Genomic DNA, 24670 nt, shown 5'->3' with positions numbered 1-24670 from the left:
GTTGCGTCTGGGGAGTGCTGGACGATGGTTCGTTGCGTATCGAGCCCTGTCGGTGTGCGCGACCGCAAGGCGGCCCGGGAAACACTTCGGGGGCGGCGAACCGCCGCCCCCGAAAAAGGGTTGCCCGGCTGGTGAACCACCAGGCTGGTCGGGCGTCGCCGGTGAACCACCGGCGCTGCCGGCGCACCGCCGGCGAGCCGAACAGTGCCCGCTAGAAGCGGTTCACAAACTGTGAGTCAAGCCACTCGCGGAACCGCTGCACCCAGTCCCCGTCGGTGGTCGGCCAGTCGAACTGGCCGGTCATCGCCAGCACGCCGAGCACCACCGCGCCGAGGCCCAGCGCGATGCCGAGCAGCGCGTCGGTCTTGCCGGCGATGTGCCGGCGACGGGTGGCCATCAGGCCCAGCACCGCGAGGACCGCGCCGAGGGCGCCGAGGGCGATGCCGTACCCGGCGAGGCTGCCGGTGAGCACGAAGAGCGCCCCGGCCACGCCGACGATCAGCCCCAGCGTGGCGAGGATGCTGGCCCGGGGCTTCGGGCCGGCGACCACCGCCCGCTCCGGCTCGCGGTCGGGAACGCCGTCGCCGTCGCGGTCGACGGGCCGCTCCACGGTGTCCCCGTCGAGCGCGCGGTCCCGGTCCGTCCGGGCGCCCAGCGCCGCGTTCCGGTCCAGGTCGGTCGTCCGACCGTCGAGGGTCCGTTCGAGGGCCGGGTCGGGCTCGGTGGGCCGGGGGACGCGTCGGTGGTCGTCGTCGGTGGGCCGGGCCGTGGCCGCCCGGGCGACTGCCGCCCGCTCGGCCGCCCGCCGCTCGGCGGCGCCGTCCCGCCCGGTAGCGTCGGGCGCGGCGCTGCTGCGGTACGTCGTCTGCTCGCCGTCGCGGTCGGTGACCACCGGACGGCTGTGCCCGCTGCCGCCGTCCGCGTCGGCCCGCGGTACGCCGTCCCGGCCGGTGCCGGCGGGAGCGTCACGGTCGTCGACGCGGCCGTCGAGGTTCTCGTCCCGTGTCGGCGCCTCTTCCGACCTGCGGGACAGCGAGGGAATCTTCACCACACACACCTCCTCGTGAATGCGTGGTGGCCGATGCAACGACTTGCCGCCCACGCGGTACGCCTCTGCAATACCCAGGCGGTCGTTCCGCGACACCGGGCGCGCGCGCCGGTGGGCCGGGTCGGTGCGGAGGATGTTCCGGTCCCCGCGTGCAGCCGGGCGCGGCGTCCTACCGCTGCCACGTGTCGAGGGCACGGACGGCGGCGCGGGCGAAGTCGTCCATCAGGTCCGGGCTGCCGCTGGTGCCTTCCCAGCCCTGGTCGTGGAGCACCGTCGTGACGTCGTCGACGCGGATCACGACGATCTGGCTGACCGCGTCGCCGCCGGTGCGGCTGCCCTGCAAATCCGTCTGCGGCCAGGTCTGGGTCACGAGCAGGGCCTCGTCGCCGACGCCGGGCATCGGGCGGGTCTTGACCTCGACGGTGGCCCCCGACCGGCGGAAGGACCGGCACGAGTCGAGCGAGCCGCGCACCCGCCGCAGGTAGTCCGAGGCGCCCTCGCCCTCGAAGGTGAAGATGGTCTGCGTGACCGTGCCGTACGGCACGTTCTCGGGCGGGTCCTCGATCTGCTTGTAGATGTTCATCATCGAGGCGCTCGCGGTCACCGCCCGACCGCCGGTGCCGAACTCCTCGCCGCACAGCTTGGGTAGGGCGTTCGCGACGGGCGTCGTCGTCCGGGGCGACTTCCGATGCTCCGGCGGCAGTTCGAGAAAGGCCGAGGTGGGAATGGTCACCGGCGCCTCCCCGCTGGGTGAGGGCGGCGGGGCCGTGGCGGTGGGCGTCGACACGGTCGCCGAAGGGGTGGGTGCCGTGCTCTGACCCTGATCGTCGGCCGGGGCGGTGCAGCCACCGCCGAGGCCGATGGCACCGAGCAACGACACACCGAGGGCGGTGGATCGCCGCAGTCTGGTGGCGGGGCGCCGGGGGGTGCGGTGATCCATCGTGGTGCCTCCCTGTGTCGGCCTGTCCCGACCTCTTCCCGGCAGCGCGTCGACCGAAACGAGGGGCTGAGGGGGTGGGGGCGCAGCACGCCTCGGTCGGCGGCCCGCGAGCCGCACGTATCCTTGGCACCCGTGCCAGAGGGACACACCATCCACCGCCTGGCGGCGCGGCACGCCGAGCTGTTCGGCGGGGACAAGCTGCACGCCGCCAGCCCGCAGGGCCGCTTCGCCGAGGGCGCGGCCCGCCTCTCCGGCACCGTCCTGGAGGCCACCGAGGCGTACGGCAAGCACCTGCTGCACCACCACGCGGGCGAGCTGACCCTGCACGTGCACCTCGGGCTCTACGGGAAGTTCGCCGACGGCGCCGGGGAGCCGCCGGAGCCCGTGGGCCAGGTACGGCTGCGGCTGACCAGCGACCGGCACTGGCTCGACCTGCGCGGCCCCACCGCCTGCGAGCTGCTCACCCCGCCCGAGGTGGCGGCGCTGCGGGCCCGGCTCGGCCCCGACCCGCTGCGCGCCGACGCCGACCCCGAGCGGGCGTACGCCCGGATCTCCCGCAGCCCCACGCCGCTGGCCGCGCTGCTGCTCGACCAGTCGGTGGTGGCCGGCACCGGGCTGATCTTCGTCACCGAGGCGCTGTTCCGGGCCGGGCTGCCGCCGACGCTGCCCGGCCGGCGGCTGACCCGCGCCGGCTGGGACGCGCTCTGGGCCGACCTGGTGGCGCTGATGCGGCTCGCCGTCGGCCGCGGCCGCATCGACACCGTCCGCGACGCGCACCTGCCCGAGGCGATGGGCCGCCCCGCCCGCGTCGACCGGCACGGCGGCGAGGTGTACGTCTACCGCCGCCCCGGCGACCCCTGCCACGTCTGCGCCACGCCGGTCAGCCGGGGCGAACTGGCCGGCCGCAACCTCTACTGGTGCCCCACCTGCCAACCGTCCTGACCGCTCCGCCTTCGACGTCATCCCTCCGGCGCCGCTGTCGAGCTGCCCCGTCTGTGGGGGCGGTTCTGGTGGGTGGCGGCTGGTGGTGGTTGCGCTCCTGTCCGGCTGCCCCATCCGTGCGGGCAGCTCGACAGGCGCGGATGGCAGTGGCCGCGCCATGGCCAGGGTCCGACCGAGGATGGCACGGACCGGCATCGCCGGGCTCGTCCAGGTTCAGGCTCCGTCGAGCAGCCAGCGGACCACCTCGACCTGGTTGGGGAAGACCTGCCCCTCGCCGAAGCTCCAGGCCAGCGTCTGCCCGATCGTCCAGCCCCACACCCGCTCCCGGTCCAGGCCCAGCTCCGCGCTGAGCCGGTCCAGCCGGTGCCGGACGGCGTCCGGCGAGTGCCCCAGCTCCGCGCCGCGCACCAGCGGCACCACCCCGAACTCGCGCTCGCCGGTCAGCGGCTTCGGGTCGATGACCAGCCACGGCTCCCGGGTCGCCCGCAGCACGTTGCCGGCGTGCAGGTCCTGGTTGACCAGCACCTGCCCGCCCTGGCTGTCGACCAGGTCGGTCAGCAGCCCGAGTGCCGTGTCGATCAGCCGCCGCTCGTAGGGCCGGCCGGCCCGCTCCCAGTTGGCCGGCAACCGTTCCGCCCAGCCGGCTGCCTCCTCGGCGAGCGGGGTGAACGGCGCACCGGCCGGTCGCCACAGCCGGGGCAGCAGCCCGACCGCCACGTCCAGTGCCGCGTCGGCGGGCAGGGCGTGCAACGGCGTGCCGGGCACGCACCGCTCGACCAGCAGCGCCCGCCGCTGCGGGTCGTGGGCGAGCAGCCGGGCCGCCCCCACCCCGGCCCAGCGCTCCAGTGCCGTCGCCTCGTGGACGCTGTCGGGGTCCGGGTACTGGAGCTTCAGCACCGCCGGGGTGCCGTCGGGCAGCTCCGCCGGCAGGGCCAGCGAGGCGAAGGCGTACGGGAAGGGCGGCCCGAGCCGCAGCGACCAGCGCTCGGCGCAGGCGGCCAGGCGCTCCGGCAGCACCGCCAGCCACTCCCGCCCGGCCGGCGTGCCCCGCACCCAGCCCAGCCCGTCGGGGATCAGGAGTCCGGAATCCACCCGGCCATCCTTCACCAGCGCCCGCCCACCCCGCACCATCGATTCCCCGCCCACCGCCGGTGGTGGTGATCAAGAGGTTCGGGCCCGCAACGGAGATCGAACCGGACGCAAACCTCTTGATCACCGCGTCGGGGGAAGAGGCGGGCGGCGGAGGAAAGAGGCGGGCGGGGGAGGGAGCGCGGTCAGCGGAGGCGGCGGATGTCGCCGTGGGCGCGGTAGAAGCCGCCCCGGCCGGACTCGCGGACCTGGGTGACCAGGTAGCGCGCGCCGGGCTCGCGGATGCCCTTCGGGAACTGCACGGACCAGTCCCGGTGGTAGCCGGGGGAGACCACGTGCACCCGCAGCCGGCCCCGGTCCTCGACGCACTGCACGACCACGCCGCCGTCGACGTCGCTGGTCACCTCGACCGTCGTCCAGGCCGCCGGCTCCGGCATCCGGGGGCGGGGCCTTGACGTCGACCACCTCCGGCACGCTGCCGGCCTCCGCCGCCCGGATCGCCGGCTCGCTGGCGTCGATGCAGGCCAGATGGCCGCTGGTGGTGACGACGTAGAGCCGATCCTCGTGGTACTGCATCGAGTAGGCCGAGCCGCAGCCGGTGCCGAGCTTCCACAGCCGGTTGCCGGCCGCGTCGAAGCAGTAGATCGAGGACTGGCTGTCGCCGGCGAAGACGAACCGGCCGCCCTCGGCCGTGGCGCAGGAGAAGACCGGGGCGTCGCAGCGGTAGGTGCGCTCGGCACGGCCGTCCTTCGCCAGCCGCACCACCTCCCGGGTGCCGGTGCCCGCGAAGACGGCGTCGCGCTCCTGCCAACCGAAGAGCACCGATCCGGTACGGGTGTGCCACCGCTCCTGGCCCGTCCGCCAGTCGTAGCTGGTCACCCCCTGGGAGTGGCCGTGGTAGAGCGCGTCGGCGTCGCAGCGCACCATCCACGCCGACCGGCCGCGACCCTGCCGGCGCCAGAGGAACTCGTCCTCGTGGTCGACGGCGACGATGCCGCCGCCCGCGTCGGACACGCCCAGCACCCCGTCGTGGATGTCCAGCCAGTAGATGTCGATCTCCGGCGCGATCTCGTAGGCCACCCGGGGCACCTTGCCGGACAGGTCGTAGACGTTGCCGTCGTCGCAGCCCGCGTAGATCCAGGCGTCGTCGGCGACGATGCACTTCACCCCGTCGGGGAGGCGGACCTGGTCGAGCACCCGGGCGTCGTGGCCGAGCGTGGTGATGACCCCGCGCTCGTTGCCGACCATGCAGCTCTGCCCGTCGACGAAGATGCCGAGGGCGGGGGCGCCGGAGTCGTAACGCCACAGCACCGGGGCGGTGCGGGCGGTCGAGCGGGTGCTGACGATCTGCCGCCGGGAGACGGCGCGCTTCTGCCGCACGCCGCGCACGGCCGGGGCGTACCCCTTGCGGACCTTCTCGCCGATCTTCTTCGCCGCCGCCGCGCGGGCCTTGGCGTTGTCGGCGTAGGCCGTGGTCTTGACCTGCCCCTGGTCGCCGATCCGGCCGTAGCGGACGGTCAGCGCGGCGTCGTCGACGACGACCTCGTAGAACTTGTGCGCACCGTCCGCTTCGGACAGTTCGAGGTAGGTCGTCTCCTGCGGCATGGGGGGCCTCCGAGGGGGGGTCAGCGACCGGCCTGGCGTGACCGGTGGGGCGCGAGCGGGCACACGCTAACCCCCACCCCCGACAGCCGCACGCAAGGAAGGGCCCCTTCCCATCGCGTACACGACAGGAAGGGGCCCCTTCCGCACACCTGACGCTCAGCGGCCGACGGCGGCCAGGGCGTCGACGGCCTTGCGGGCGGCGATCAGCACCGGATCCCAGACCGGGGCGTACGGCGGGGCGTAGCCCAGGTCGAGCGCGGTCATGTCGTCCACCGTCATGCCGTTCCACAGCGCCACCGCGAGGGTGTCGATCCGCTTGGCCGCCTCGGACCAGCCCACGATCTGCGCCCCGAGCAGCCGCCCGCTGGGCTTCTCCGCGATCAGCTTCACCGTCATCGACCGGGCACCCGGGTAGTAGCCGGCGCGGTTGGTCGACTCGGCGATGACCGAGACGAACTCGAACCCCGCCGCCGCGGCGTCCTTCTCGCGCAACCCGGTGCGCCCGACCTCCAGCTCGCAGACCTTCGTGACGGCGGTGCCGATCACCCCGGCGAAAGTGGCGTACCCGCCGCCGATGTTGATGCCGGCGACCCGGCCCTGCTTGTTGGCGTGGGTGCCCAGCGGCACGTGCACGGGCAGCCCGGTGACCCGGTGCACGGTCTCCACGCAGTCGCCGGCGGCCCACACGTCCGGCACCCCCTGCACCCGCAACCTGCGGTCCACCCGGATCCCGCCGGTGGTGCCCAGCGGCAGCCCGGCCGCCTCCGCGAGCGCGGTGTTGGGGCGTACGCCCAGACCGAGGACGACCACGTCGGCGGGGATGGGCCCCTCGGCGGTGACCACCGCGGACACCCGGCCGTCGGTCTCCTCCAGGCCGGTCACCCCGAGGCCGGTGCGGATGGTGACGCCGATGCCCCGCATCGCGTCCGTGACCAGCTCGGCCATGTCCGGGTCCACGGTGGCCATCGGCTGCTCGGCCTGCTCGACCAGGGTGACGGCGAGCCCGCGCTGGATCAGCGCCTCGGCCATCTCCACGCCGATGTAGCCGCCGCCGATCACCACCGCCCGGCGCGGCCGGGGCTCGGCGTCCAGCCAGTCGCGCAGCGCGGCGCCGTCGTCGAGGGTCTGCATCCCGAAGACCCCGCCGGCGTCGGTGTCCGCCCAGCCGGGCTTCTTGGGCACCGCGCCGGTGGCGTACATCAGGGTGTCGAAACGCTCCCGGACCTCGCCGCCGCCGTCGAGGTCCCGGGCGGTGACCTCGCGCCGGTCGAGGTCGATGGCGGTCACCTCGTGCCGGAGCCGGACGTCGATGTCGAACTTCTCCCGGAACGTCTCCGGGTCGCGGGCGATCAACTGGTCCCGTTCGGGCACCAGCCCGCTGATCCAGTACGGAATGCCGCACGCCGAGTACGACGTGAAGTGCCCCCGCTCGAAGGCGACGATCTCCAGGTCGCCGCGGTCCCGCCGGCGTCGCGCCTGCGACGCCGCCGCCATTCCCGCGGCGTCCCCACCGATGACGATCAGCCGTTGCGCCACGTTCACCATCCTGTCACGAGCGGCCCGCGCCACGGGTCTGCCGCGCGACGTCCTCCACCACGTCCACGAGCCTGCCGGTACGCGCGAAGACGGCGCGCTGCCTGGCCGCCCCGGTGCCGTGCCGGCGCAGCCCCGCGACGAGCCCGGTCACCTCGTCGAGGTCGCCGTGCCGTTCCAACGCCGGGCGCAGCCGCTCGATCAGCTGCTCGAACAGCTCCCAGGCCGGCCGCAGCTCGCCGTCGGTCAGGTCGACGCCGTCGCCCTCCAGCCCGTCGTGGGCCGCCCGCCAGTGCGCGGCGACCAGCAGGTGGTGGTCGGTACGCAGGGCCGGCCGCCCGGCGGCGATGTCGTCCATCGCGGTCGCCACCATGGCCCGGACCAGCGCGGCGACGAGCACCGCGTCGTCCACCGACGGGCAGACGTCGCCGATGCGGATCTCCACCGTCGGGTACTTGGCCGACAGGCGGGCGTACCAGTAGAGCATCCCCTCGTCGAGCATCACGCCGCTGGCGATGAGCTGCCGGATCAGCCGTTCGTAGTGCTCGTGGGACTCCAGGTACGGGGTGGGCGCCACCGACGGCCAGCGCTCCCACTCCACCGACCGCCAGCTCGCGTACCCGGTGTCCTCGCCCCTGGCGAAGGGGGAGTTGGTGGTGACCGCGTGCAGCACCGGCAGCCAGGGCCGGACGTGGTTGAGCACCTGCACGCCGGTCTCCGGGTCGGGCACCCCGACGTGCACGTGCATGCCGTTGTTGCCGGGGCCGGGGACCAGCAGGCGGAACCGCTCGATCATCCGGTCGAAGCGGGGCTTGTCGACCACCGGGGGCACCGGACCGTCGACCGGCCCGGTGCCGATGGCGAGCAGCCGTACGCCGGCCCGCTCGGCCGCGTCGGCGAGCGCGGCCCGCAGCACGCCGAGGGAGTGCCGGATCGAGGAGAGTTCCAGGCCGGGCGGGCTGCCGATCTCGATCTGGCTGGTCTGGAACTCCCGCTCCACCTGACCGCGCAGCTCGGGCGGCACCTGCTCCATGACGAGGTCGACAGCGGGCACCGCGGCCCCGGTGTGCGGGTCGACGAGCAGGAACTCCTCCTCGACACCCACCGTGAGCAGGTCGGTCCCCTCGGCCGTACCGCTCGGAGCCTCCGCCACCTGGCCGGTCATCGTCACCACCGTCCGTTCGCGCCCGCCAGCGGTCCGTCCGCGCCGGGTCGGTCAGTGGTTACCCACCGTGCGGAGGCGGAGAAACGCGGCCCCGGCGTGTCGCCCGCCGCGCCCGGGCGAGGCGATCACGCCGTGCGCGACCCGCGCGTCATCGTGGCCCGCGGTCCTCGCCGTCGCGCACCAGGGCGCGGATGCGGCGCAGCGTGGCGTCCGGGGCCAGGATGGCCTCCCGCCACCGGTCCAGGGTCCGGCGCAGGTCCCAGACCGTCGCCCGCAGCTGCCGTTCCTGCTCGCGGGCCGAGTCGAGCTGCGCCCGGGCGAGCAGCGCGGCCTCCTCCAGCTCGGCGACGCGGGTGCGCAGCGGCTGCACCAGCGTGAGGGCGGCGTCGGTGAGGGTGTCGGCGGCGTCCGCCTTGAACTTGCCCCGCTGCACGATGACGGTGGCGATGACGGCGAGGCCGCCGGTCCCCCCGAGCACGCCGAGGACGGAGAGCAGGACCTGCACCCAGTGCGGGGCGGCCGGCGCCGTGGTGTTCACAGCCCACCCCTGGCCGAGAAGGTGCCACCGATGTCCACCCCGGCCAACTGGGTGGCCTGACCGGCCAGGGTCAGCCGGCGCAGGTCGAGCGCGATCTGGACGGCGCGCCACCCGGAGCCGACGGCCACCGCGACGACGAACGACATGGCCGCGACCCCCTGCGCGCCGGCGACCACCGCGAGGGCGACGGCGTACATGCCGGTGATCGTGCCCAGCACGAGCACCGAGGCGAGTTCGATGCCGAGGCCGGTGGAGAGCCGGCCCGGCCAGAGCACGCCCAGCAGCCCGGCGACGCCGGCCACGATGAGGCCCGACTCCCAGCCCGCCTGGATGGGCCCCGGCATGGCCATCTCTACCGACTGCGGCCGGACGTCGAGGACGATCAGGAGGACCCCGCACACGGGGGCGGTCGCCATGATGGCGATCTCGAAGGGCTGGTGCCTCGATCGGATTCGGTTGTGGGGCACGGCAGCTCCTTACCTCGACGCCCCAAGTCGTACCACTTCCGTTGCGCCTCCGTCCACCCCGGACCTGTCGTATAACCGCAGGTCAGAGTGGGTGCAGGGGGTTTGTTGCGCGAACTTGGCCGGGTGGTGTGACAGCGGGTCCTAGGCTGGGCGGCGTGCCGGGGCTGCTGGGGATCGTGCTGGGGACGTGGGCGTACGCCCTCGCCCACCTGACCCTGCTCGCGGACCGCCCGGCCGGGCTGCTCGCCGGGGCCGCGCTCGCCGCGGTGGCGCTGCTCGCCGTCGCGCTCGCGGCGCACGCGGCCGGCGTCGTCGACACGCCCCGGGCCGGCCGCGCCGCCGCCCTGCGGGCCCGGTCCCGCCGCCGCCGGGTGCCGCGGCAGGTCGACCCGGACGCCGCCGGGCGTCCCCGTCCCCGCGCGCCCGGGCTGCTCCCCTCGGCCGCGTAGCACCGCCGCGCGGCCGATTCCGCCGCCATCCGCCCGTCCGGCGACCCGCCTTCCCGCCGGACCGGCACCCGGAATCGGACCGAGGGGTCACCCATGCTCGCCTTCGCACCTCTGCACGACGCCGTCGGCGCCGCCGGCCGCGCGCTCACCTGGTTCACCACCCTGCTGGAACCGCTGGCCGGCGACGCGGCCACGGCCGCCGCCATCGTCGCCCTCACCGTCGTCGTCCGGTTGCTGATCTCGCCGCTCACCCTCATGCAGGTCCGCGGGGAGCGGCGCCGCGCGGCGCTCGCCCCCGAGGTCCGCGAGCTTCAGCGGCGGTACGCGGACGACCCCACCCGGTTGCAGGGCGAACTGTTCGCGCTCTATCGGGCCAACGGCGCCAGCCCGGTGGCCGGCTGCCTGCCGCTGCTGCTCCAGGCCCCGTTCCTGCTGGTGATGTACCGGCTCTTCACCACCGCCGAGGGCGGCACCGGGCTGCTGGCCGAGCGCCTGGCCGGTGTGCCGCTGGGCCACCACCTCGGCGACGGGGTGGTCGGCGGCGCGCTGCCGCTGTTCGGCGCCCTGCTGGCGGCCCTGCTCGTGCTCGCCTGGTGGACCTCGCGGCGGATGCGGCGCGCGGCGGCGGCGACGGGAACGGTGGCCGGTGCGCCGACCGAGGGGCCGGGTGCGGCCTTGCTCGGCCGGCTGCTGCCGCTGCTGCCGTACGCGACGGTGCTGGTGGCGCTGGTGCTGCCGCTGGCCGCGGTGATCTACCTGGTCACCACCACCGCCTGGTCGGCGGGGGAGCAGGCGGTGCTGCGCCGCCCGCGGCCCGAGCCGGCTCGCATCGATAAGCGTTGACATCTGCGGAGCCGGCACGTACAACTCCTGAGAGAGCGCTCTCTCGCCCGTTCCCGCAGAGAGGCACGTCAATGACACATGCCCCGGCGGCGCCCGCCGCCCTGCCCCCGCGACGCCGGCTGACCCTGGCGTTGACCCTCCTCACCGCCGCCGCGACCGCACTGGTCGGCACCACCGTGACCGCGAACGCCGCCGTCCCGGCTCCCGCGCCCGGCTGGAGCCTGGTGTGGAGCGACGACTTCACCGGTGCGGCCGGCACGCTGCCGTCCGCCGGCAACTGGATCATCGACACCGGCACCAGCTATCCCGGCGGCCCGCCGAACTGGGGCACCGGGGAGATCCAGACGTACACCAACAGCACCGCCAACGTCAGTCACGACGGCGGCGGCAACCTGCGGATCACCCCGCTGCGCGACGCCTCGGGCCGTTGGACCTCGGCCCGGATCGAGACCGTGCGCAGCAACTTCAAGCCGCCGTCCGGCGGCGTGCTGGCCATCGAGGGCCGCATCCAGATGCCCAACGTCACCGGGGCCCAGGCGTCCGGCTACTGGCCGGCGTTCTGGGCGCTCGGCTCGCCGTACCGGGGCAACTACCAGAACTGGCCGGGCATCGGCGAGTTCGACGTGATGGAGAACGTCAACGGCATCAACTCGGTATGGGGCGTACTGCACTGCGGCGTGGCCCCCGGCGGGCCGTGCGACGAGTTCAACGGCATCGGCGCGTCCCGGGCCTGCCCCGGCAGCACCTGCCAGTCGGCCTTCCACACGTACCGGTTCGAGTGGGACGCCTCGGCCAGCCCGCAGCAGCTGCGCTGGTACGTCGACGGCCAGCTCTACCACTCGGTCAGCCAGTCCCGGGTCGGCGAGCCGTACTGGTCGCAGATGACCAGCCACGCCGGCTACTTCCTGCTGCTCAACGTGGCGATGGGCGGGGCCTTCCCGAACGGGGTGGCCGGTGGCGCCACGCCGACCGCCGCCACCGTCCCCGGCCGTCCGATGCTCGTCGACTACGTGGCGGTGTACAGCCGGGGTGGCGGCACCACGCCTCCGCCCACGACCCCGCCGCCGACGACGCCGCCGCCCGGTGGGGTGCGCGACGCGTACGCGACGATCCAGGCGGAGTCGTTCAACGCGCAGAACGGGGTGCTCGTCGAGGCGTGCGCCGAGGGCGGGCAGAACATCGGCGCGCTGCGCAACGGCGACTGGGTGCGGTTCGACAACGTCGAGTTCGGGGCCACCCCGCCACGCGACTTCGTCGCCCGCGTCGCCTCCGGCGCGGCGAGCGGGGTCAGCGGCCTGGTGGAGGTGCGGCTGGACAGCCCGACCGGCCCGACGATCGGCAGCTTCGCGATCGGGAACACCGGTGGCTGGCAGAGCTGGCGCTCGGTTCCCGGCAACGTCGCCGGCCCGACCGGCCGCCGGACGGTCTACCTGACCTTCAGCAGCGGGCAGCCCGCCGACTTCGTCAACGTCAACTGGTTCACCTTCCGCCGCTGAGCCTGCTCGGCCCGCTGGGGCTGCTCGGCCCGCTGAGCCTGCTCCTGCCCGCTGAGCCTGCTCCTGCCCGCTGAGCCTGCTCCTGCCCGCTGAGCCCGCTCCTGCCCGCTGAGTCCCGTGGAGCCCCCGGCCGTCGCCGGGGGCTCCCGTCGGCCTGCTCTGGACAGAAACAGTTAACACTCCTAATAATGGGCGTCAATGTCGATGCCGATGGATGGCGTCCGGGTGTGGAGGGTGTCGTGAAAAGACCTAGATCTCTGGTGTTCTCGCTGGTCACAGCGGTGGTGGCGGCGCTCGGCGCGGTGTGGGTGGCGATGCCCGCATTCGCCGCCGGGGTGACCGCCAGCTTCGTCAAGACGTCCGACTGGGGATCGGGCTGGGAGGGGAAGTACACGATCACGAACGGCGGCGGGTCCACCGTCGACGGCTGGACCGTCGCCTTCGACCTGCCGGCCGGCACCACTCTCGGCAGCTACTGGGACGCGCTGCTGACCTCGTCGGGTCAGCGGCACACGTTCACCAACCGGTCCTGGAACGGTCGCCTCGCCCCGGGCGCCTCGGTCTCGTTCGGCTTCCTCGCCGCCGGGCCGGGCTCGCCCACCAACTGCCAGCTCAACGGCACGGCGTGCGGCGGCGGCACCAGCCCCACCACCGCGCCGCCCACCACCGCACCGCCGACGACCGCACCCCCGACCACCCCGCCACCGACCACGCCGCCCCCGACGAGCCCGCCGCCGAACACCGGCCTGCCGAAGCACATCCTCACCGGGTACTGGCACAACTTCGACAACCCGGCCGTCGAGCTGCGGCTGCGTGACGTGCCGGCCGAGTACGACGTCGTCGCGGTCGCCTTCGCCGACGCCACCGCCACCCCCGGTGCGGTCGCCTTCGCCATCGACCCCGGCCTGTCCGCCGCCCTCGGCGGCTACACCGACGCCGACTTCTCCGCCGACGTGCGGACCCTCCAGTCCCGGGGCAAGAAGGTGATCATCTCCGTCGGCGGCGAGACCGGCCGGGTGGCGGTCAACGACGCCGCCTCCGCCGCCGCCTTCAGCGACAGCGTCCACGCGCTGATCCAGCGGTACGGCTTCGACGGCGTCGACATCGACCTGGAGAACGGGCTCAACCCGACCTACATGGCCCAAGCGCTGCGCTCGCTGCGGGCCAAGGTGGGCGCCGGACTGATCATCGCGATGGCCCCGCAGACCATCGACATGCAGTCGCCGGCCACCAGCTACTTCAAGCTGGCGCTCGACATCAAGGACATCCTCACCGTCGTCAACACCCAGTTCTACAACTCGGGGGCGATGCTGGGCTGCGACCGCAACGCCGCGTACGCCCAGGGGACGGTGAACTTCATCGTCGCGCTGACCTGCATCCAGCTGGAGGCCGGGCTCCGCCCGGACCAGGTCGGCCTCGGCCTGCCGGCCGGTCCCGGGGCGGCCGGCGGCGGCATCGTCGCGCCCAGCGTGGTCAACGCGGCGCTGGACTGCCTGGCCCGGGGCACCAACTGCGGCAGCTTCCGCCCGCCGCGCACCTACCCGGGCATCCGTGGCGCGATGACCTGGTCGGTCAACTGGGACGTGAGCAACGGCAACACCTTCGCCCGCACGGTGGCCCCCCACCTGGACACCCTCCCCTGACCCCTCCCGTCCCTTCCTGACCCTGCTCCCCGCTCCCCGCCGCGCCGCCCCGCCCCTCCAGCCCTCTCCCCGCCGTCCCGCCCCTCTCCGCGTGAAACCGCTCAACAGGGTTCACCCCGCGTGAGCCCGCTCAACGGGGTCGATCATGCAGTTGTGGTGGTCCGCATAAGCCGCTGATGCGGTCATTTTCGGCACCACAACTGCATGATCGGCGCGGCGCGGGGCGGCGCGGGGCGGGGTGGGGCGGGGCGCGGTGGGGTGGGGTGGGGTTGGTGCGGCGGGGCGGGGAGTCAAGGGGTGGCGTCGGCGTGGGCGCGGCGGCGGCGGGTCTTCTTGATCACCCACCAGGCGATCATCACGACGAAGACGGCGATGATGCTGTAGTCGAACCACTTGCTGTACTGCTCGATCTGCTGCCAGCGGGAGCCGAGCGCGTAGCCCAGGCCGACGAAGAGCGCGTTCCAGATGCCGCTGCCCAGCGTGGTGAACACGATGAACTCCGGCAGCGGCATCCGGTTGGCCCCGGCGGGGATGGAGATCAGGCTGCGGACCACCGGCATCATCCGGCCGAAGAGCACCGCCCACCGGCCGTGTCGCTCGAACCAGCGGTCGGCCTTCTCCAGGTCGTCCAGGTCGACCAGGGGCAGCCGGTCGAGCCAGCGCTTGAGCCGGTCCTCGCCGGCCGCCGCGCCCAGCCAGTAGAGGACGAGTGCCCCGCCCAGGGAGCCGGCGGTGGCGGCGAGCCCCACCAGGACGACGTTGAACCGTCCCTCGCTGGCCAGGTAGCCGGCCATCGCCAGCACGATCTCGCTCGGGATCGGCGGGATGATGCTCTCCAGGGCGACCAGCAGGGCGACGCCGACGGCGCCGGCGGCGTCGATCACCCCCGCCACCCACCCGGTCAGGCCGCCGAGTTCGGTCGGGTCGACGTTCTCGGCGAGTGCCATTGCGATCCTTTCGGCCGGGCCCGATCAGAGGCATCTACCCTGCGGTCCGGCCGCCACACCTGCCCGTGAGTCGGGCCACCCGGTTCATCCCTCCGGGTGCAGCGCCGCGTCGGCCGGCCCGCGCCGCCAGCCGGTGAACCGGACCCGCAGGCCCGCCCGGGTGGGGGAGCAGCAGTACGGCCCGGCCGTCGCCACCGCGTCGGGGGCCAGCGGTGCGAGCCGCACCAGCCGCCACGGCTCGTCGTCGGCGCGGGCCCGTACGGTGAGCGCGTCCCCGTCGCGGCTGACCCGGACGGTCACCTCCCGCCCGGCCCACCTCGGCACGCCGGCGACCGACCAGTCGGAGACGTCCCGGGTCACCACGGCGCCCACCTGCGGCTCGCCGTCGCTGACCTCCACCCCGGCCTTGACCCAGTTCCGGTCGTCCACCCGCACCAGCACGCCGGCCTGGTCGAACTGCTCGCCGTAGTCGAGCACGAAGGTGACCTCCATCGCCTCGCCGGCGGGCAGCGGCGCGAGCAGCGCCGGGGCGTCGTCGTGGACGAAGCCGTACGAGGTGTGCCGCCACAGGTCACTGCCCTCGGCCGGCTGCACGAGCAACTCGCCCGCCGGCCCGTTCTCGACCCCCACCGGCTCGTTCCACCACTCACCCTCGGCCCAGTCGACCGGTCGCTCCGCGTCACCCATGCCGGCGACCGTACCGCCGTGGCCCGTCCGGACGCCGGCACGGGCCGGTCGCAATCGGGTGGCTGCCGGCCCGGGTGACCGCGCCCGGTGTCGCGTGGCGGTGCCGTCAGCCGGCGTCACACACGTCCCGGAGGTGCTGGGCGTCGCGGTCCGTCCTGGCCTGCACCACCTCGTAGTCGCTCGCGACCATGCCCGACAGGATGAAGCGCAGCTCGGAGAAGTCCTGCGACAGTGCCACCGTGGCCTGGTGGACGCCGCCCTCGGCCTGGAGGCTCGCGCCCATCATGCCCTGGTACGCGGTCGTGGCGGCGGCCTGCCGGCTCTGCCTGGTCGAACCCGCGGTCCGGTAGAAGCGGTCGACGACGGCGAGCGCCTCCGCACAGCCGGCCGGGTGCAGCGGCGCCAACGACGGCAGTCGACCCGGGGCGGGCGGCCGCGGCGTCCTGGTGACGGGGGGGTCCTTCGTGGCGTCCGCGGTGGGCGTTGTCGTCCGGTCCGGCGGGGTCCGGTCGGGCCTGGCCTGGGCGGACGTGGTCGGGTCGGGCCCCGCTGACGGCCCCGCTCCGGCTCCGGGGGCCGGCGGCGGCACGGAGGGCTCCCGTGGCAGCACGTACGTGAGCAGGGTGAGCACGGTGGCCGCCACACCGGCGATCGCGCCAACCGCGGCCCAGTCCGGGCTGCGCGACGCGGAGCCGGCTCCGGACGGGCTGCGCCCAGATCGTTGACTGCTGATGTCTCCAATGTAGCGGCGGGCGGTCCCACGGCGGTCCCCGTTCTCCGCCGAGGGCTCCCGGCCCGCAGCCGGGTGGATGCCACCCACCCTGCCGCGCACCGCGCGCGGGGCATCGGCTAGGAACGTGCCATGCCCCGCTACCTGCTCTTTCCCGGCCGCCACCACCTGTTGACCCGCTTCCAGGCCGGGTACCTCCGGCAGCTCGCGGCGCAGGGCGACGACCCCCTCGCCGACGGTGACGGCGTGACCGGGAGCGAGGACGCGGGAGGGGCGACCGGGAGCGAGGACGCCGGCGGGGCGACCGTGGTGTGGGCGGTCACCTCGGCCAACCACGAGAACACCCGGCGCAACCCGGTCCCGTACCACCGGCGGGAGGCGGCGATCGAACGGTTCAGCGTGCTCGCCGGGCTCCGGTCGGTGGTGGTGCCGGTGTTCGACACCGTACCGACCGACAGGTTCGCCGAGGTGACCCTGAAGACCGTCGCGGCGTCCACCGGGCTGGAGCTGACCCCGGCGGACACGGTGGTCGCCTGCTCCACGCCGGAGGTCGCCGCGATGTACGAACGGCTCGGTTTCCGGATCGCCGGGGTCGAGGCCGACGTCGAGCCGGCACCGGTCCGGCCGTGGGACGTCCTGCTGCGGCTGGCCGACGACGACCCGTCGTGGCGGGACCTCACCCACCCGGCCACCGTCGACGTGTACCGCCGCTACCGGCTCGACGACCTGGTCCGCTCGGTCGTGAACGACCCGGTGGTCGGCGACGAGGGTGGACTGACCGCCACCCGCGACTACCGGACGTACGCCGAGGCGTTCAGCGACGCCGCGCAGCGCAAGTGGGACGCGGTCCGCGAGCACGTGCGACCGGGCCGGATCGTCGACGTCGGCTGCGGCGCGGGCGCCGTCCTGGAACTGGCCGACCGGGAGCCGGCCCTGCGGGAGAGCGACCTGATCGGCGTCGAGGTGGCCCGGCACCTGTTCGAGGAGTGCGTCCACAAGAAGGCGCAGGGCGTCTTCGCCAACCCGAACGTCTTCTTCTACCGGCGCAACGTGCTCGGCGGGGCGGTGTTCGCGCCGCGCTCGGTGGACACCACGATGACCTTCGCACTGACCCACGAGATCTGGTCGTACGGCGAGCAAATGGCCTCGCTGCGCCGGTTCGTGCAGGCCCTCTACGACCACACCGTGCCCGGCGGGGTGTGGATCAACAGCGACGTGTGCGGGCCGGACGGCCGGGACCGGACCGTGCACCTGCGCCTGGCCACGACGGACGGCGTCAACCCGCCGACGCCGCGTGCCGACCTGGCGGCCCTGCCGCCCGGTGAGGTGACGGCGTACGTCGACGCGCTGTCGACCCGGGCCCGGCTGGACCAGTTCGCGGTCGACTACCGGTTCCCGTTCGCGTACCGCCCGGTGGACGGGGCGGACGGCGTGGTCGAGTTGACCCTCGGCGCGGCGATGGACTTCCTCACCCGCAAGGACTACACCGACAACTGGCTGTCGGAGACGCAGGAACAGTTCTGCGGCCTGGAGTACGCCGACTGGAAGTCGCTGCTCACCGACGTCGGCTTCGAGATCGACCCCGCGAGCGCGACGTCCCGCAACGACTGGATCGTCACCAACCGCCTCGCCCCGGTGGCCGCCCTCAGCACGCCGACCGGCGAGCCGCTGGACTGGCCCGTCACCCACGTACGCCTGATCGCCCGCCGCCCGGTCAACACCTGACGGCCCCGGCCCGGACGTCCCCGCCGCCGCGGCACGGGCGCGGCGAGGACGCCGGCGACCGCCTCGTCTATCTTGTCTGCGCAGTTGTATCGATGCCGATGAGATCGCGAGGCATGGCGTGGGCAAGGAGACAGCGGGTAGGCGGCTGCGGGCGCTGACGGTGGCCGCGGCGGTCCTGTGCGGACTTGCGCTCGTGCCGGCGCAGCCGGCGGCCGCGCAGACCGGGGCCATGATCCAGCCGGTGGGCGGGCGGGTCACGGGGGTGTTGTCGAACAGGTGCGGCGCCACCGACAGCGACCACTACGGGGTGGACGTCGCGGGGAACGCCGGGATGGCGATCGGGGCCGCCTATCCGGGCACTGTCGCGTTCGCCGGTTGGACCTCCGGCGGGGGCAACTCGGTGACGCTCTCGCACGCCGGCGGCTACCAGACCCGCTACCTGCACATGGTGCAGCCGGCCTCGGTCGCGCTCGGGCAGCAGGTCGGGCAGGGGCAGGTGCTCGGGTACGTCGGCAGCACCGGCAACTCGACCGGCCCGCACCTGCACTTCGAGATCCGCCGCAACGGCGCGGTCCACAACATCGCCCCGGCGTACGCCTGCGGCGCCACGGTGACCAAGGGCGCGCCGATCAACCTTCCGTTCCCGGACCTGACGCCGGCCGGGGCCGCTCCCGACCGGTTCGCGTTCGTGAACTCGGCGGGGGTGTTGTACGCGAAGGATGGCGCGTACTCGTCGTGGCAGGCGGTCAACGCCGGCGGGGCGACGAAGGTGGTGCTCTCCGGCAACTGGATCGGTTGGGTGCAGGGCGGCAACTTCTATGTCAAGGAGGGTGTCTACGGGCAGTGGTTGACGCTGGCCGGGGGCGGGCAGGTGCGGGACATCGCGGTCAGTGGTGACCGGTTCGCGTTCGTGAACTCGGCGGGGGTGTTGTACGCGAAGGACGGCCTGTACTCGTCGTGGCAGGCGGTGAACTCGGGTGGGGCGACGAGGGTGGTGCTGTCCGGTAACCGGATCGGTTGGGTGCAGGGCGGCAACTTCTATGTCAAGGAGGGTGTCTACGGGCAGTGGTTGACGCTGGCCGGGGGCGGGCAGGTGCGGGACATCGCGGTCAGTGGTGACCGGTTCGCGTTCGTGAACTCGGCGGGGGTGTTGTACGCGAAGGATGGCGCGTACTCGTCGTGGCAGGCGGTGAACTCGGGCGGGGCGACGAAGGTGGTGCTCTCGGGTAACCGGATCGGTTGGGTGCAGGGCGGAAACTTCTACGCCAAGGACGGCATCAACGGCGGGTGGCTCACCCTGGCCGAGGGTGGGCAGGTCAGCGACGTCGCGGTCGGCGGCGACGACTGGTTCGCGTTCATCGGCGGCGGGAACTTCTTCGCCAAGCAGGGCATCTACGCCGGGTGGCTGACGATGGCCGGCGGCGGGCAGGTCGGCGACGTCGACATCGCCACCTGACGGGCGCGCCCGCCGGGCCCCGGTGTTTGCGGGAAGCCGGGATCGGAGACATTAGCCCGGCATGGCTGACAGGTGGTACTCGGAGGCGGTCGTCTACTGCCTCGACATCGACACGTACGCGGACTCCGACGGCGACGGCGTCGGCGACATCCGGGGGCTCATCGGCCGGCTGGACTACCTCGCCCGGCTGGGCGTGACCTGCCTGTGGCTGCACCCCATCCACCCGTCGCCCAACCGCGACGACGGGTACGACGCGACCGACTTCTACAACATCGACCCGCGCTTCGGCACCCTCGGCGACTTCGCGGAACTGCTGCACCAGGCGCAGAACCGCGGCATCCGGGTCATCATCGACCTGGTCGTGAACCACACGTCGAACGAGCACCCGTGGTTCCAGTCCGCCCGCTCCTCGCCGGACTCGCCGTACCGCGACTGGTACGTCTGGGCCGACCACGAGCCGAGCGACCGGCACCAGGGCATGGTCTTCCCCGGCGAGCAGCACGAGACGTGGACCTACGACCGGACCGCCAAGGCCTGGTACTACCACCGGTTCTACAAGTTCCAGCCGGACCTGAACTTCACGAACCCCGCCGTCCGCGAGGAGATCAAGAAGATCGTCTCGTTCTGGCTCCAGCTCGGCGTCTCCGGCTTCCGGATGGACGCGGTGCCGTTCATCATCGAGCTGACCGAGCCGGGCAACCCGAACTCGCCGAAGGACTTCGAGTTCCTCACCGAGCTGCGCCAGCACGTGCAGTGGCGCCGGGGCGACGCCGTCCTGCTCGCCGAGGCCAACGTCGAGCCCGACCAGCTGCCGACCTTCTTCGCCGACAGCGGCGGCTCCGGCAACCGCCTGCACATGCTCTTCGACTTCATGCTCAACGGGCGGCTGATGCTGGCCCTGGCCCGGCAGGACCCGGAGCCGATCATCGAGGCGCTGCGGGACACCCCGGCGCTGCCCGAGGGCGGGCAGTGGGCCACCTTCCTGCGCAACCACGACGAGATCGACCTCTCCCGGCTCACCGCCGAACAGCGCAACCAGGTGTACGAGCAGTTCGGCCCCGACGAGAACATGCGCATCTACGACCGGGGCATCCGCCGCCGGCTCGCCCCGATGCTCGGCAACGACCGCCGCCGCATCGAGCTGGCGTACGCGTTGCAGTTCTCGCTGCGGGGCACGCCGGTGCTGCGCTACGGCGAGGAGATCGGCATGGGGGAGGACCTGTCGCTGCCCGGCCGGGAGGCGATCCGCACCCCGATGCAGTGGTCCTACCAGCCGAATGCCGGCTTCTCCACGGCCGACCCGGAGAAGCTGATCCGCCCGGTGATCGACAAGGGCGAGTTCTCGTACGAGAAGGTCAACGTGACCGCCCAGCGCAGCGACCAGAAGTCGCTGCTCGCCTGGTTCGAGCGGATGATCCGTACGCTGCGCGAGGCCCCCGAGGTGGGCTCGGGCTCCACCACCCACGTCGACGTGGCGATGCCGCCGGGCGTGCTGGCGCACCGGGCCGACGGGCGGACCGGCACGATGCTCTTCCTGCACAACCTCGGCACCACCGACGCCGAGGTGGACCTCAGCATGCTGGAGCCGGAGGCGGACCTGCCCATCGACGTCCTCGCGGACCGCAACTACGGCGACGTCGGCAAGCTGGACCGGCTCAAGGTGGCCGGCTACGGCTACCGGTGGATCCGCCTCTGCCGGGGTCGCGGCCTCTGACCCGGCCGCCGCGTCGACGGCCGTCCGCCCCACCCGGGCGGACGGCCGGTCACTCCCGCCAGCCGGCCAGCTCGACCCCCTTGGCGATCTCGACCCGGAAACCCATGGCGATCTCGCCGCTCTCGCCCGGCCCGAGCTGGAGCCGCCAGGTCAGCTCGCCCAGCTCGGTGCGCTCGGCCGGGGGCGGGACGAGGGTGGACTCCCGCACGACCACCGCCTCGTCCCGGGACACCGGCAGCTGGTCGCGCACCTCCACGCTCGCCGGCCGGGGCGTGTGGTTGGCCACGCTGATCCGGTACTCCACGTCCCGCCGCCGGGTCGAGCCGAGCGTGGCCCGGGTGTCGGCGCGCCGGCCCAGCTTCCGCTCCACCCGTACCCGGTCGTCCACGCCGAGCGCCAGCTCGGTCTCCTCGCCGGGCGCCCACACCGGCAGCCGGGTGGCCGCGACGAAGTCGGCGCCGTGGAAGACCGCCGCCGGGCCGGGGAGCAGCGTGTGCGACGAGGTGTTGCGCACCGTCGCACGCAGGTGCGCCTCGGTCGCGCGGACCGGCACCGTCACGTGGTCCAGCCGCGCAGGCAGCTCCAGCACGGCGATGGTGGCCCGGTGGGCGCTGCCGTCCGCCGGCACCGCGACCGGGCGGGCCGGCCGGTAGGTGGCCGCCGTGACCCCCTGCTCGACGGTGGCCACGCTCTCGCGCATCTCGGGGCGCGGCGCGCCGGACCGGGCCACGGCCCCGGCGGGCGGACCGGCGGGCGCCGCGGGGGCCGGCATCGCGCCGAAGCTGGCCGCCCTCGGCATCGGCGGGGGCACCGGCCGGAGCCGGTCGAGATACCAGGGCGTCAGCTCGGGTACGCGGGTCGCCGCCGCCGGCCGGGCCGTCGAGAGTTCGAGTACGCACTCCGGCCAGTCCTCGCCGGTGTCCTGACTGACCAGCCCGAACCAGGTGACGGTCATGGTGTCGTCGACCAGCCGCAGGTCGTAGGAGGGCTGCCAGCGGGCCCCGTCGATCAGGTAGCTCAGCTCCAGGTCCAGCTCGTCGTCGTCGGCGTCCACCGACACGGTGACCTCGGCGACCAGCTGGTCCGGTCTCCGCTTGCCGCGCGTGGCGTCCAGTTGCCGCTCGACGGCCGCCAGCTCCTCGGTCAGGTCGGTACGCTGCCGGGCCAGCGCGCGACGGCGGCGCTGGGAGTCGGCGAGCTGACCGGCGACCGAGTCGGCGAAGGTGGCCACGTCGGTCGGGGCGGCGTCACCGGAGGCCAGCGCGCGGGCGTACGTGCCGCCGGCCCGGTCGGCCAGCCGGGTGAGGAACTGCCCCCGCTGCGTCTCGACCTCGCACGCGTCGTCGACCTCGGCCAGCGCGTCGGCCAGTTCCCGGCTCCGCTGCTCCAGCTCGTGGACCTGCCCGTCGGTGCTGCGCGGCTGCCGCCACGTCGTGACGTCCACGCCGAGCACGGTGGCGGCGCCCCGCCCGCCGACCCGCAGCGAGTCCCGCCGCAGGCCCATCGGCAACGGTGCGACGCGTACGCGGTGCTCTCCGGCGGCCAACCGGGTGCTGCCCCGGCGGGTGACCCGGGCCCGGTCCGGATAGACGGTGACCCCGACGACGGGTGCTTCGATCTCCACTGCCTCCACGGCGGCGAGAGTAGCCGGGCGATGCTCGTGACCGGCGTCCCGCGCCGGGCCGGCGTCGGCGTACGGCTGGGTTAAGCTCCTTCGATCGAGCGTAAGTTACCGGGAGGTAGGCATGTCGGAGGAGCAGCGGGTCGCCATCGTCACGGGCGCGGCGCGGGGGATCGGGGCGGCCACCGCCCGGCGGCTGGCGGCCGACGGCCTCGCGGTCGCCGTGGTCGACATCGAGGAGTCGGCGACGAAGGAGACCGTGGACGCGGTCGTGGCGGCCGGCGGCCGGGCGCTCGGCGTCGGCGCGGACGTGTCCGACCGGGCCCAGGTCGAGGCGGCCGTGGCGCGGGTCGCCGCCGAGCTGGGCGCCCCGACGGTGCTGGTCAACAACGCCGGCGTGCTCCGCGACAACCTGCTGTTCAAGATGACCGACGCCGACTGGGACACGGTCATGGGCGTGCACCTGCGCGGCGCGTTCCTGTTCAGCCAGGCCGCCCAGAAGCACATGGTCGAGGCGAAGTGGGGCCGGATCGTCAACCTCTCCAGCACCTCGGCGCTGGGCAACCGGGGCCAGGCGAACTACGCCGCCGCGAAGGCCGGCCTCCAGGGCTTCACCAAGACCCTCGCCATCGAGCTGGGCCCGTTCGGGGTGACCGTCAACGCGGTCGCGCCCGGCTTCATCGTCACCGACATGACCGCCGCCACCGCCGCCCGGATGAAGGTCGACTTCGAGGCGCTCCAGAAGCACGCCGAGTCGGAGATCGCGGTACGCCGGGTCGGCCGCCCCGAGGACGTCGCGCACACCATCTCGTTCCTGGCCAGCGAGGGCGCCTCCTTCGTCTCCGGCCAGGTGATCTACGTGGCCGGCGGCCCCAAGTCCTGACCCCAACCCCCGATGCCGTCGATCATGCAGTTGTGGTGCCCGGCGAAAGCGGTGAAAGTGGCCGTAACGGGCGCCATGACTGCATGATCGACGCCGATCCTGAGGGCGGCGAGGGCGGGGTCAGGGGCGGGTGCGCCAGAGCCAGAGCAGGCCGAGCACCGGCAGGACCAGCGGGATGTAGCCGTACCCGCTGCCGAACTGCGACCAGACCGTCTCGTCGGGGAAGAGCTCCGGGTCGGCGAGGCTGAGGGCCCCGACGCCGAGCACCCCGACCAGCTCCACGGCGCAGCACGCGAGGGCGACGCGCCGGCCGGCGGCGCCGGCGCGGGCCAGCCCCACCGCCGCGACGATGTAGATGGCCGCGGCGAGGGCCGAGAGCAGGTACGCCACGGGCGCCTCGTCGAACTTCGTGGCGATCTGGAGGCCCGCGCGGCTCGTCGCGGCGATCGCGAAGAGCAGGTAGACCGCGATCAGCAGCCGCCCCGGGCCGGCGTTGGTCCGCGTCGCCTCCGGGGCGCGTACGTCAGCCACCGAGCACCTCCCAGGTCTGCTGGAGCCGTACGACGACCACCGGCGTGACCAGGCAGACCGCGCAGACGATCGCCGAGCCCCAGCGCGTCGGCTCCATCCGGGCCAGCACCCAGGCCAGCGGCGGCAGGCAGACCACCGTGGCGACGTACCCGAAGAAGGCCCCCGGTTCGCCCGGCCGCTCGCCGCCGCTGATGGCCACCAGCGCCACCGCCGCGAGCGCGAGCAGCGCCACCTCCAGCACGGCCAGGCCGGCGAACTGCACGCGGTCCGGTGCGCGGTGCCGCAGCGTCGCCACCAGCGCCCATGCGGCGACGAGGAGCGACAGCACGATCGAGGCGGTCGCGAGGAGCCCGTCCACCGGCGAACCCGCCGACGCCGCGCTGGTCATCGGGGTCGTCCGGGGTGTGTCTCGGTCACCGGCACAGCCTACTAACCCGCGTAGTACACCCCGTCACCCGCCGCCTCCTGTCAGGGGTCCACCCTCCGTCCGTCCCGGCTCCCGGTGGCCCGACGGCGTCGGGCCGGCGGGTGTGGGAGCGTGTTCCGCCGAGGCGGCGACGAATGTCGTCAAAGGACAGTGGGGTACCCCTATCGACCCCTACTCACGGGTAAGCGGAA

Annotated in this window: 23 protein-coding genes; 9 read left to right on the top strand and 14 right to left on the bottom strand. The window is 73.7% G+C overall.

All coding sequences use genetic code 11. The features are described 5' to 3' along the window. Positions 1-211: 211 nt before the first annotated feature. Both ACN27A_RS16260 and ACN27A_RS16255 read right to left on the bottom strand, forming a co-directional pair. Positions 212-1048 carry a thrombospondin gene (locus ACN27A_RS16260; RefSeq protein WP_421454282.1) on the bottom strand — a complete coding sequence of 279 codons (837 nt, stop codon included), beginning with the start codon at positions 1046-1048 and terminating at the stop codon, positions 212-214. A 169-nt stretch (positions 1049-1217) separates the two neighbouring features. After that, positions 1218-1781 (bottom strand): hypothetical protein, encoded by a 564-nt coding sequence (locus tag ACN27A_RS16255; protein WP_421454279.1) that lies wholly within the window; start codon positions 1779-1781, stop codon positions 1218-1220. A 339-nt stretch (positions 1782-2120) separates the two neighbouring features. On the opposite strand from ACN27A_RS16255, the gene ACN27A_RS16250 reads away from it, so the two are divergent. Then, the gene (locus ACN27A_RS16250; protein ID WP_421454277.1) at positions 2121-2930 is read left to right on the top strand and encodes an Fpg/Nei family DNA glycosylase; all 810 of its coding nucleotides are present in this window, start codon (positions 2121-2123) and stop codon (positions 2928-2930) included. 213 nt (positions 2931-3143) lie between these two features. Here the strand turns inward: ACN27A_RS16250 and ACN27A_RS16245 are convergent, their stop codons facing one another. From ACN27A_RS16245 to ACN27A_RS16220, 6 genes are all read right to left on the bottom strand, one after another. Continuing rightward, entirely contained in the window at positions 3144-4022 is an 879-nt protein-coding gene (locus ACN27A_RS16245; RefSeq protein WP_421454274.1) for an aminoglycoside phosphotransferase family protein, read from the bottom strand. Between the two features lie 120 nt (positions 4023-4142). Continuing rightward, a complete protein-coding gene (locus tag ACN27A_RS16240) occupies positions 4143-5624 on the bottom strand; it encodes a WGR domain-containing protein (RefSeq protein ID WP_421454271.1) in 1482 nt (493 codons plus the stop codon). A 156-nt stretch (positions 5625-5780) separates the two neighbouring features. After that, the gene (locus ACN27A_RS16235) at positions 5781-7160 is read right to left on the bottom strand and encodes an FAD-dependent oxidoreductase (protein WP_421454268.1); all 1380 of its coding nucleotides are present in this window, start codon (positions 7158-7160) and stop codon (positions 5781-5783) included. Positions 7161-7173: 13 nt separating this feature from the next. After that, positions 7174-8322 carry a carboxylate-amine ligase gene (locus tag ACN27A_RS16230; RefSeq protein WP_421454265.1) on the bottom strand — a complete coding sequence of 383 codons (1149 nt, stop codon included), beginning with the start codon at positions 8320-8322 and terminating at the stop codon, positions 7174-7176. Positions 8323-8470: 148 nt separating this feature from the next. After that, positions 8471-8818: a hypothetical protein gene (locus ACN27A_RS16225; protein WP_421458488.1), complete on the bottom strand. Its 348-nt coding sequence runs from the start codon at positions 8816-8818 to the stop codon at positions 8471-8473. A gap of 38 nt (positions 8819-8856) precedes the next feature. Continuing rightward, positions 8857-9327 carry a hypothetical protein gene (locus tag ACN27A_RS16220; RefSeq protein WP_421454263.1) on the bottom strand — a complete coding sequence of 157 codons (471 nt, stop codon included), beginning with the start codon at positions 9325-9327 and terminating at the stop codon, positions 8857-8859. A 155-nt stretch (positions 9328-9482) separates the two neighbouring features. Between ACN27A_RS16220 and ACN27A_RS16215 the strand changes: the two genes are divergently transcribed. From ACN27A_RS16215 to ACN27A_RS16200, 4 genes are all read left to right on the top strand, one after another. Further along, positions 9483-9776: a DUF6412 domain-containing protein gene (locus ACN27A_RS16215; RefSeq protein ID WP_421454260.1), complete on the top strand. Its 294-nt coding sequence runs from the start codon at positions 9483-9485 to the stop codon at positions 9774-9776. A gap of 93 nt (positions 9777-9869) precedes the next feature. After that, positions 9870-10619, top strand: a complete 750-nt coding sequence (locus ACN27A_RS16210) for a YidC/Oxa1 family membrane protein insertase (protein WP_421454257.1) — start codon at positions 9870-9872, stop codon at positions 10617-10619. Between the two features lie 71 nt (positions 10620-10690). Next, positions 10691-12115 (top strand): carbohydrate-binding protein, encoded by a 1425-nt coding sequence (locus tag ACN27A_RS16205; RefSeq protein ID WP_421454254.1) that lies wholly within the window; start codon positions 10691-10693, stop codon positions 12113-12115. Between the two features lie 239 nt (positions 12116-12354). Next, positions 12355-13758 carry a chitinase gene (locus ACN27A_RS16200; protein ID WP_421454252.1) on the top strand — a complete coding sequence of 468 codons (1404 nt, stop codon included), beginning with the start codon at positions 12355-12357 and terminating at the stop codon, positions 13756-13758. 290 nt (positions 13759-14048) lie between these two features. Here ACN27A_RS16200 and ACN27A_RS16195 read toward each other — a convergent pair whose 3' ends face one another. From ACN27A_RS16195 to ACN27A_RS16185, 3 genes are all read right to left on the bottom strand, one after another. Continuing rightward, complete coding sequence (locus ACN27A_RS16195) at positions 14049-14705, bottom strand: DedA family protein (RefSeq protein ID WP_421454249.1); 657 nt, start codon at positions 14703-14705, stop codon at positions 14049-14051. 84 nt (positions 14706-14789) lie between these two features. Continuing rightward, a complete protein-coding gene (locus tag ACN27A_RS16190) occupies positions 14790-15392 on the bottom strand; it encodes a DUF1349 domain-containing protein (protein ID WP_421454248.1) in 603 nt (200 codons plus the stop codon). A gap of 106 nt (positions 15393-15498) precedes the next feature. Then, a complete protein-coding gene (locus ACN27A_RS16185; protein ID WP_421454245.1) occupies positions 15499-15798 on the bottom strand; it encodes a hypothetical protein in 300 nt (99 codons plus the stop codon). 456 nt (positions 15799-16254) lie between these two features. Between ACN27A_RS16185 and ACN27A_RS16180 the strand changes: the two genes are divergently transcribed. The 3 genes from ACN27A_RS16180 (at position 16255) to ACN27A_RS16170 (ending at position 21017) form a co-directional block, all read left to right on the top strand. Next, positions 16255-17847 carry a class I SAM-dependent methyltransferase gene (locus ACN27A_RS16180; protein WP_421454243.1) on the top strand — a complete coding sequence of 531 codons (1593 nt, stop codon included), beginning with the start codon at positions 16255-16257 and terminating at the stop codon, positions 17845-17847. Positions 17848-17965: 118 nt separating this feature from the next. Continuing rightward, positions 17966-19303 (top strand): peptidoglycan DD-metalloendopeptidase family protein, encoded by a 1338-nt coding sequence (locus tag ACN27A_RS16175; protein ID WP_421454240.1) that lies wholly within the window; start codon positions 17966-17968, stop codon positions 19301-19303. Between the two features lie 61 nt (positions 19304-19364). Beyond that, on the top strand, positions 19365-21017 hold the full coding sequence (locus ACN27A_RS16170; protein WP_421454238.1) for an alpha-amylase family protein: 1653 nt from the start codon (positions 19365-19367) through the stop codon (positions 21015-21017). Positions 21018-21066: 49 nt separating this feature from the next. Here ACN27A_RS16170 and ACN27A_RS16165 read toward each other — a convergent pair whose 3' ends face one another. Further along, the gene (locus ACN27A_RS16165) at positions 21067-22650 is read right to left on the bottom strand and encodes a DUF4139 domain-containing protein (protein WP_421454235.1); all 1584 of its coding nucleotides are present in this window, start codon (positions 22648-22650) and stop codon (positions 21067-21069) included. Between the two features lie 112 nt (positions 22651-22762). On the opposite strand from ACN27A_RS16165, the gene fabG reads away from it, so the two are divergent. Then, entirely contained in the window at positions 22763-23521 is a 759-nt protein-coding gene (fabG, locus tag ACN27A_RS16160; RefSeq protein ID WP_421454232.1) for a 3-oxoacyl-ACP reductase FabG, read from the top strand. Between the two features lie 120 nt (positions 23522-23641). Here the strand turns inward: fabG and ACN27A_RS16155 are convergent, their stop codons facing one another. After that, complete coding sequence (locus tag ACN27A_RS16155; RefSeq protein ID WP_421454230.1) at positions 23642-24052, bottom strand: hypothetical protein; 411 nt, start codon at positions 24050-24052, stop codon at positions 23642-23644. Beyond that, positions 24045-24440 carry a hypothetical protein gene (locus ACN27A_RS16150; RefSeq protein WP_421454227.1) on the bottom strand — a complete coding sequence of 132 codons (396 nt, stop codon included), beginning with the start codon at positions 24438-24440 and terminating at the stop codon, positions 24045-24047. Before ACN27A_RS16150 ends, ACN27A_RS16155 begins: the two co-directional genes overlap by 8 nt. Positions 24441-24670 lie beyond the last annotated feature (230 nt).

It is taken from the genome of Micromonospora sp. WMMD737, from assembly GCF_049179055.1.
Taxonomy (GTDB): domain Bacteria; phylum Actinomycetota; class Actinomycetes; order Mycobacteriales; family Micromonosporaceae; genus Micromonospora; species Micromonospora reichwaldensis.
The sequence above is the reverse complement of the archived record's forward strand: the minus strand, read 5'-3'. Positions and strand labels throughout refer to the sequence as shown.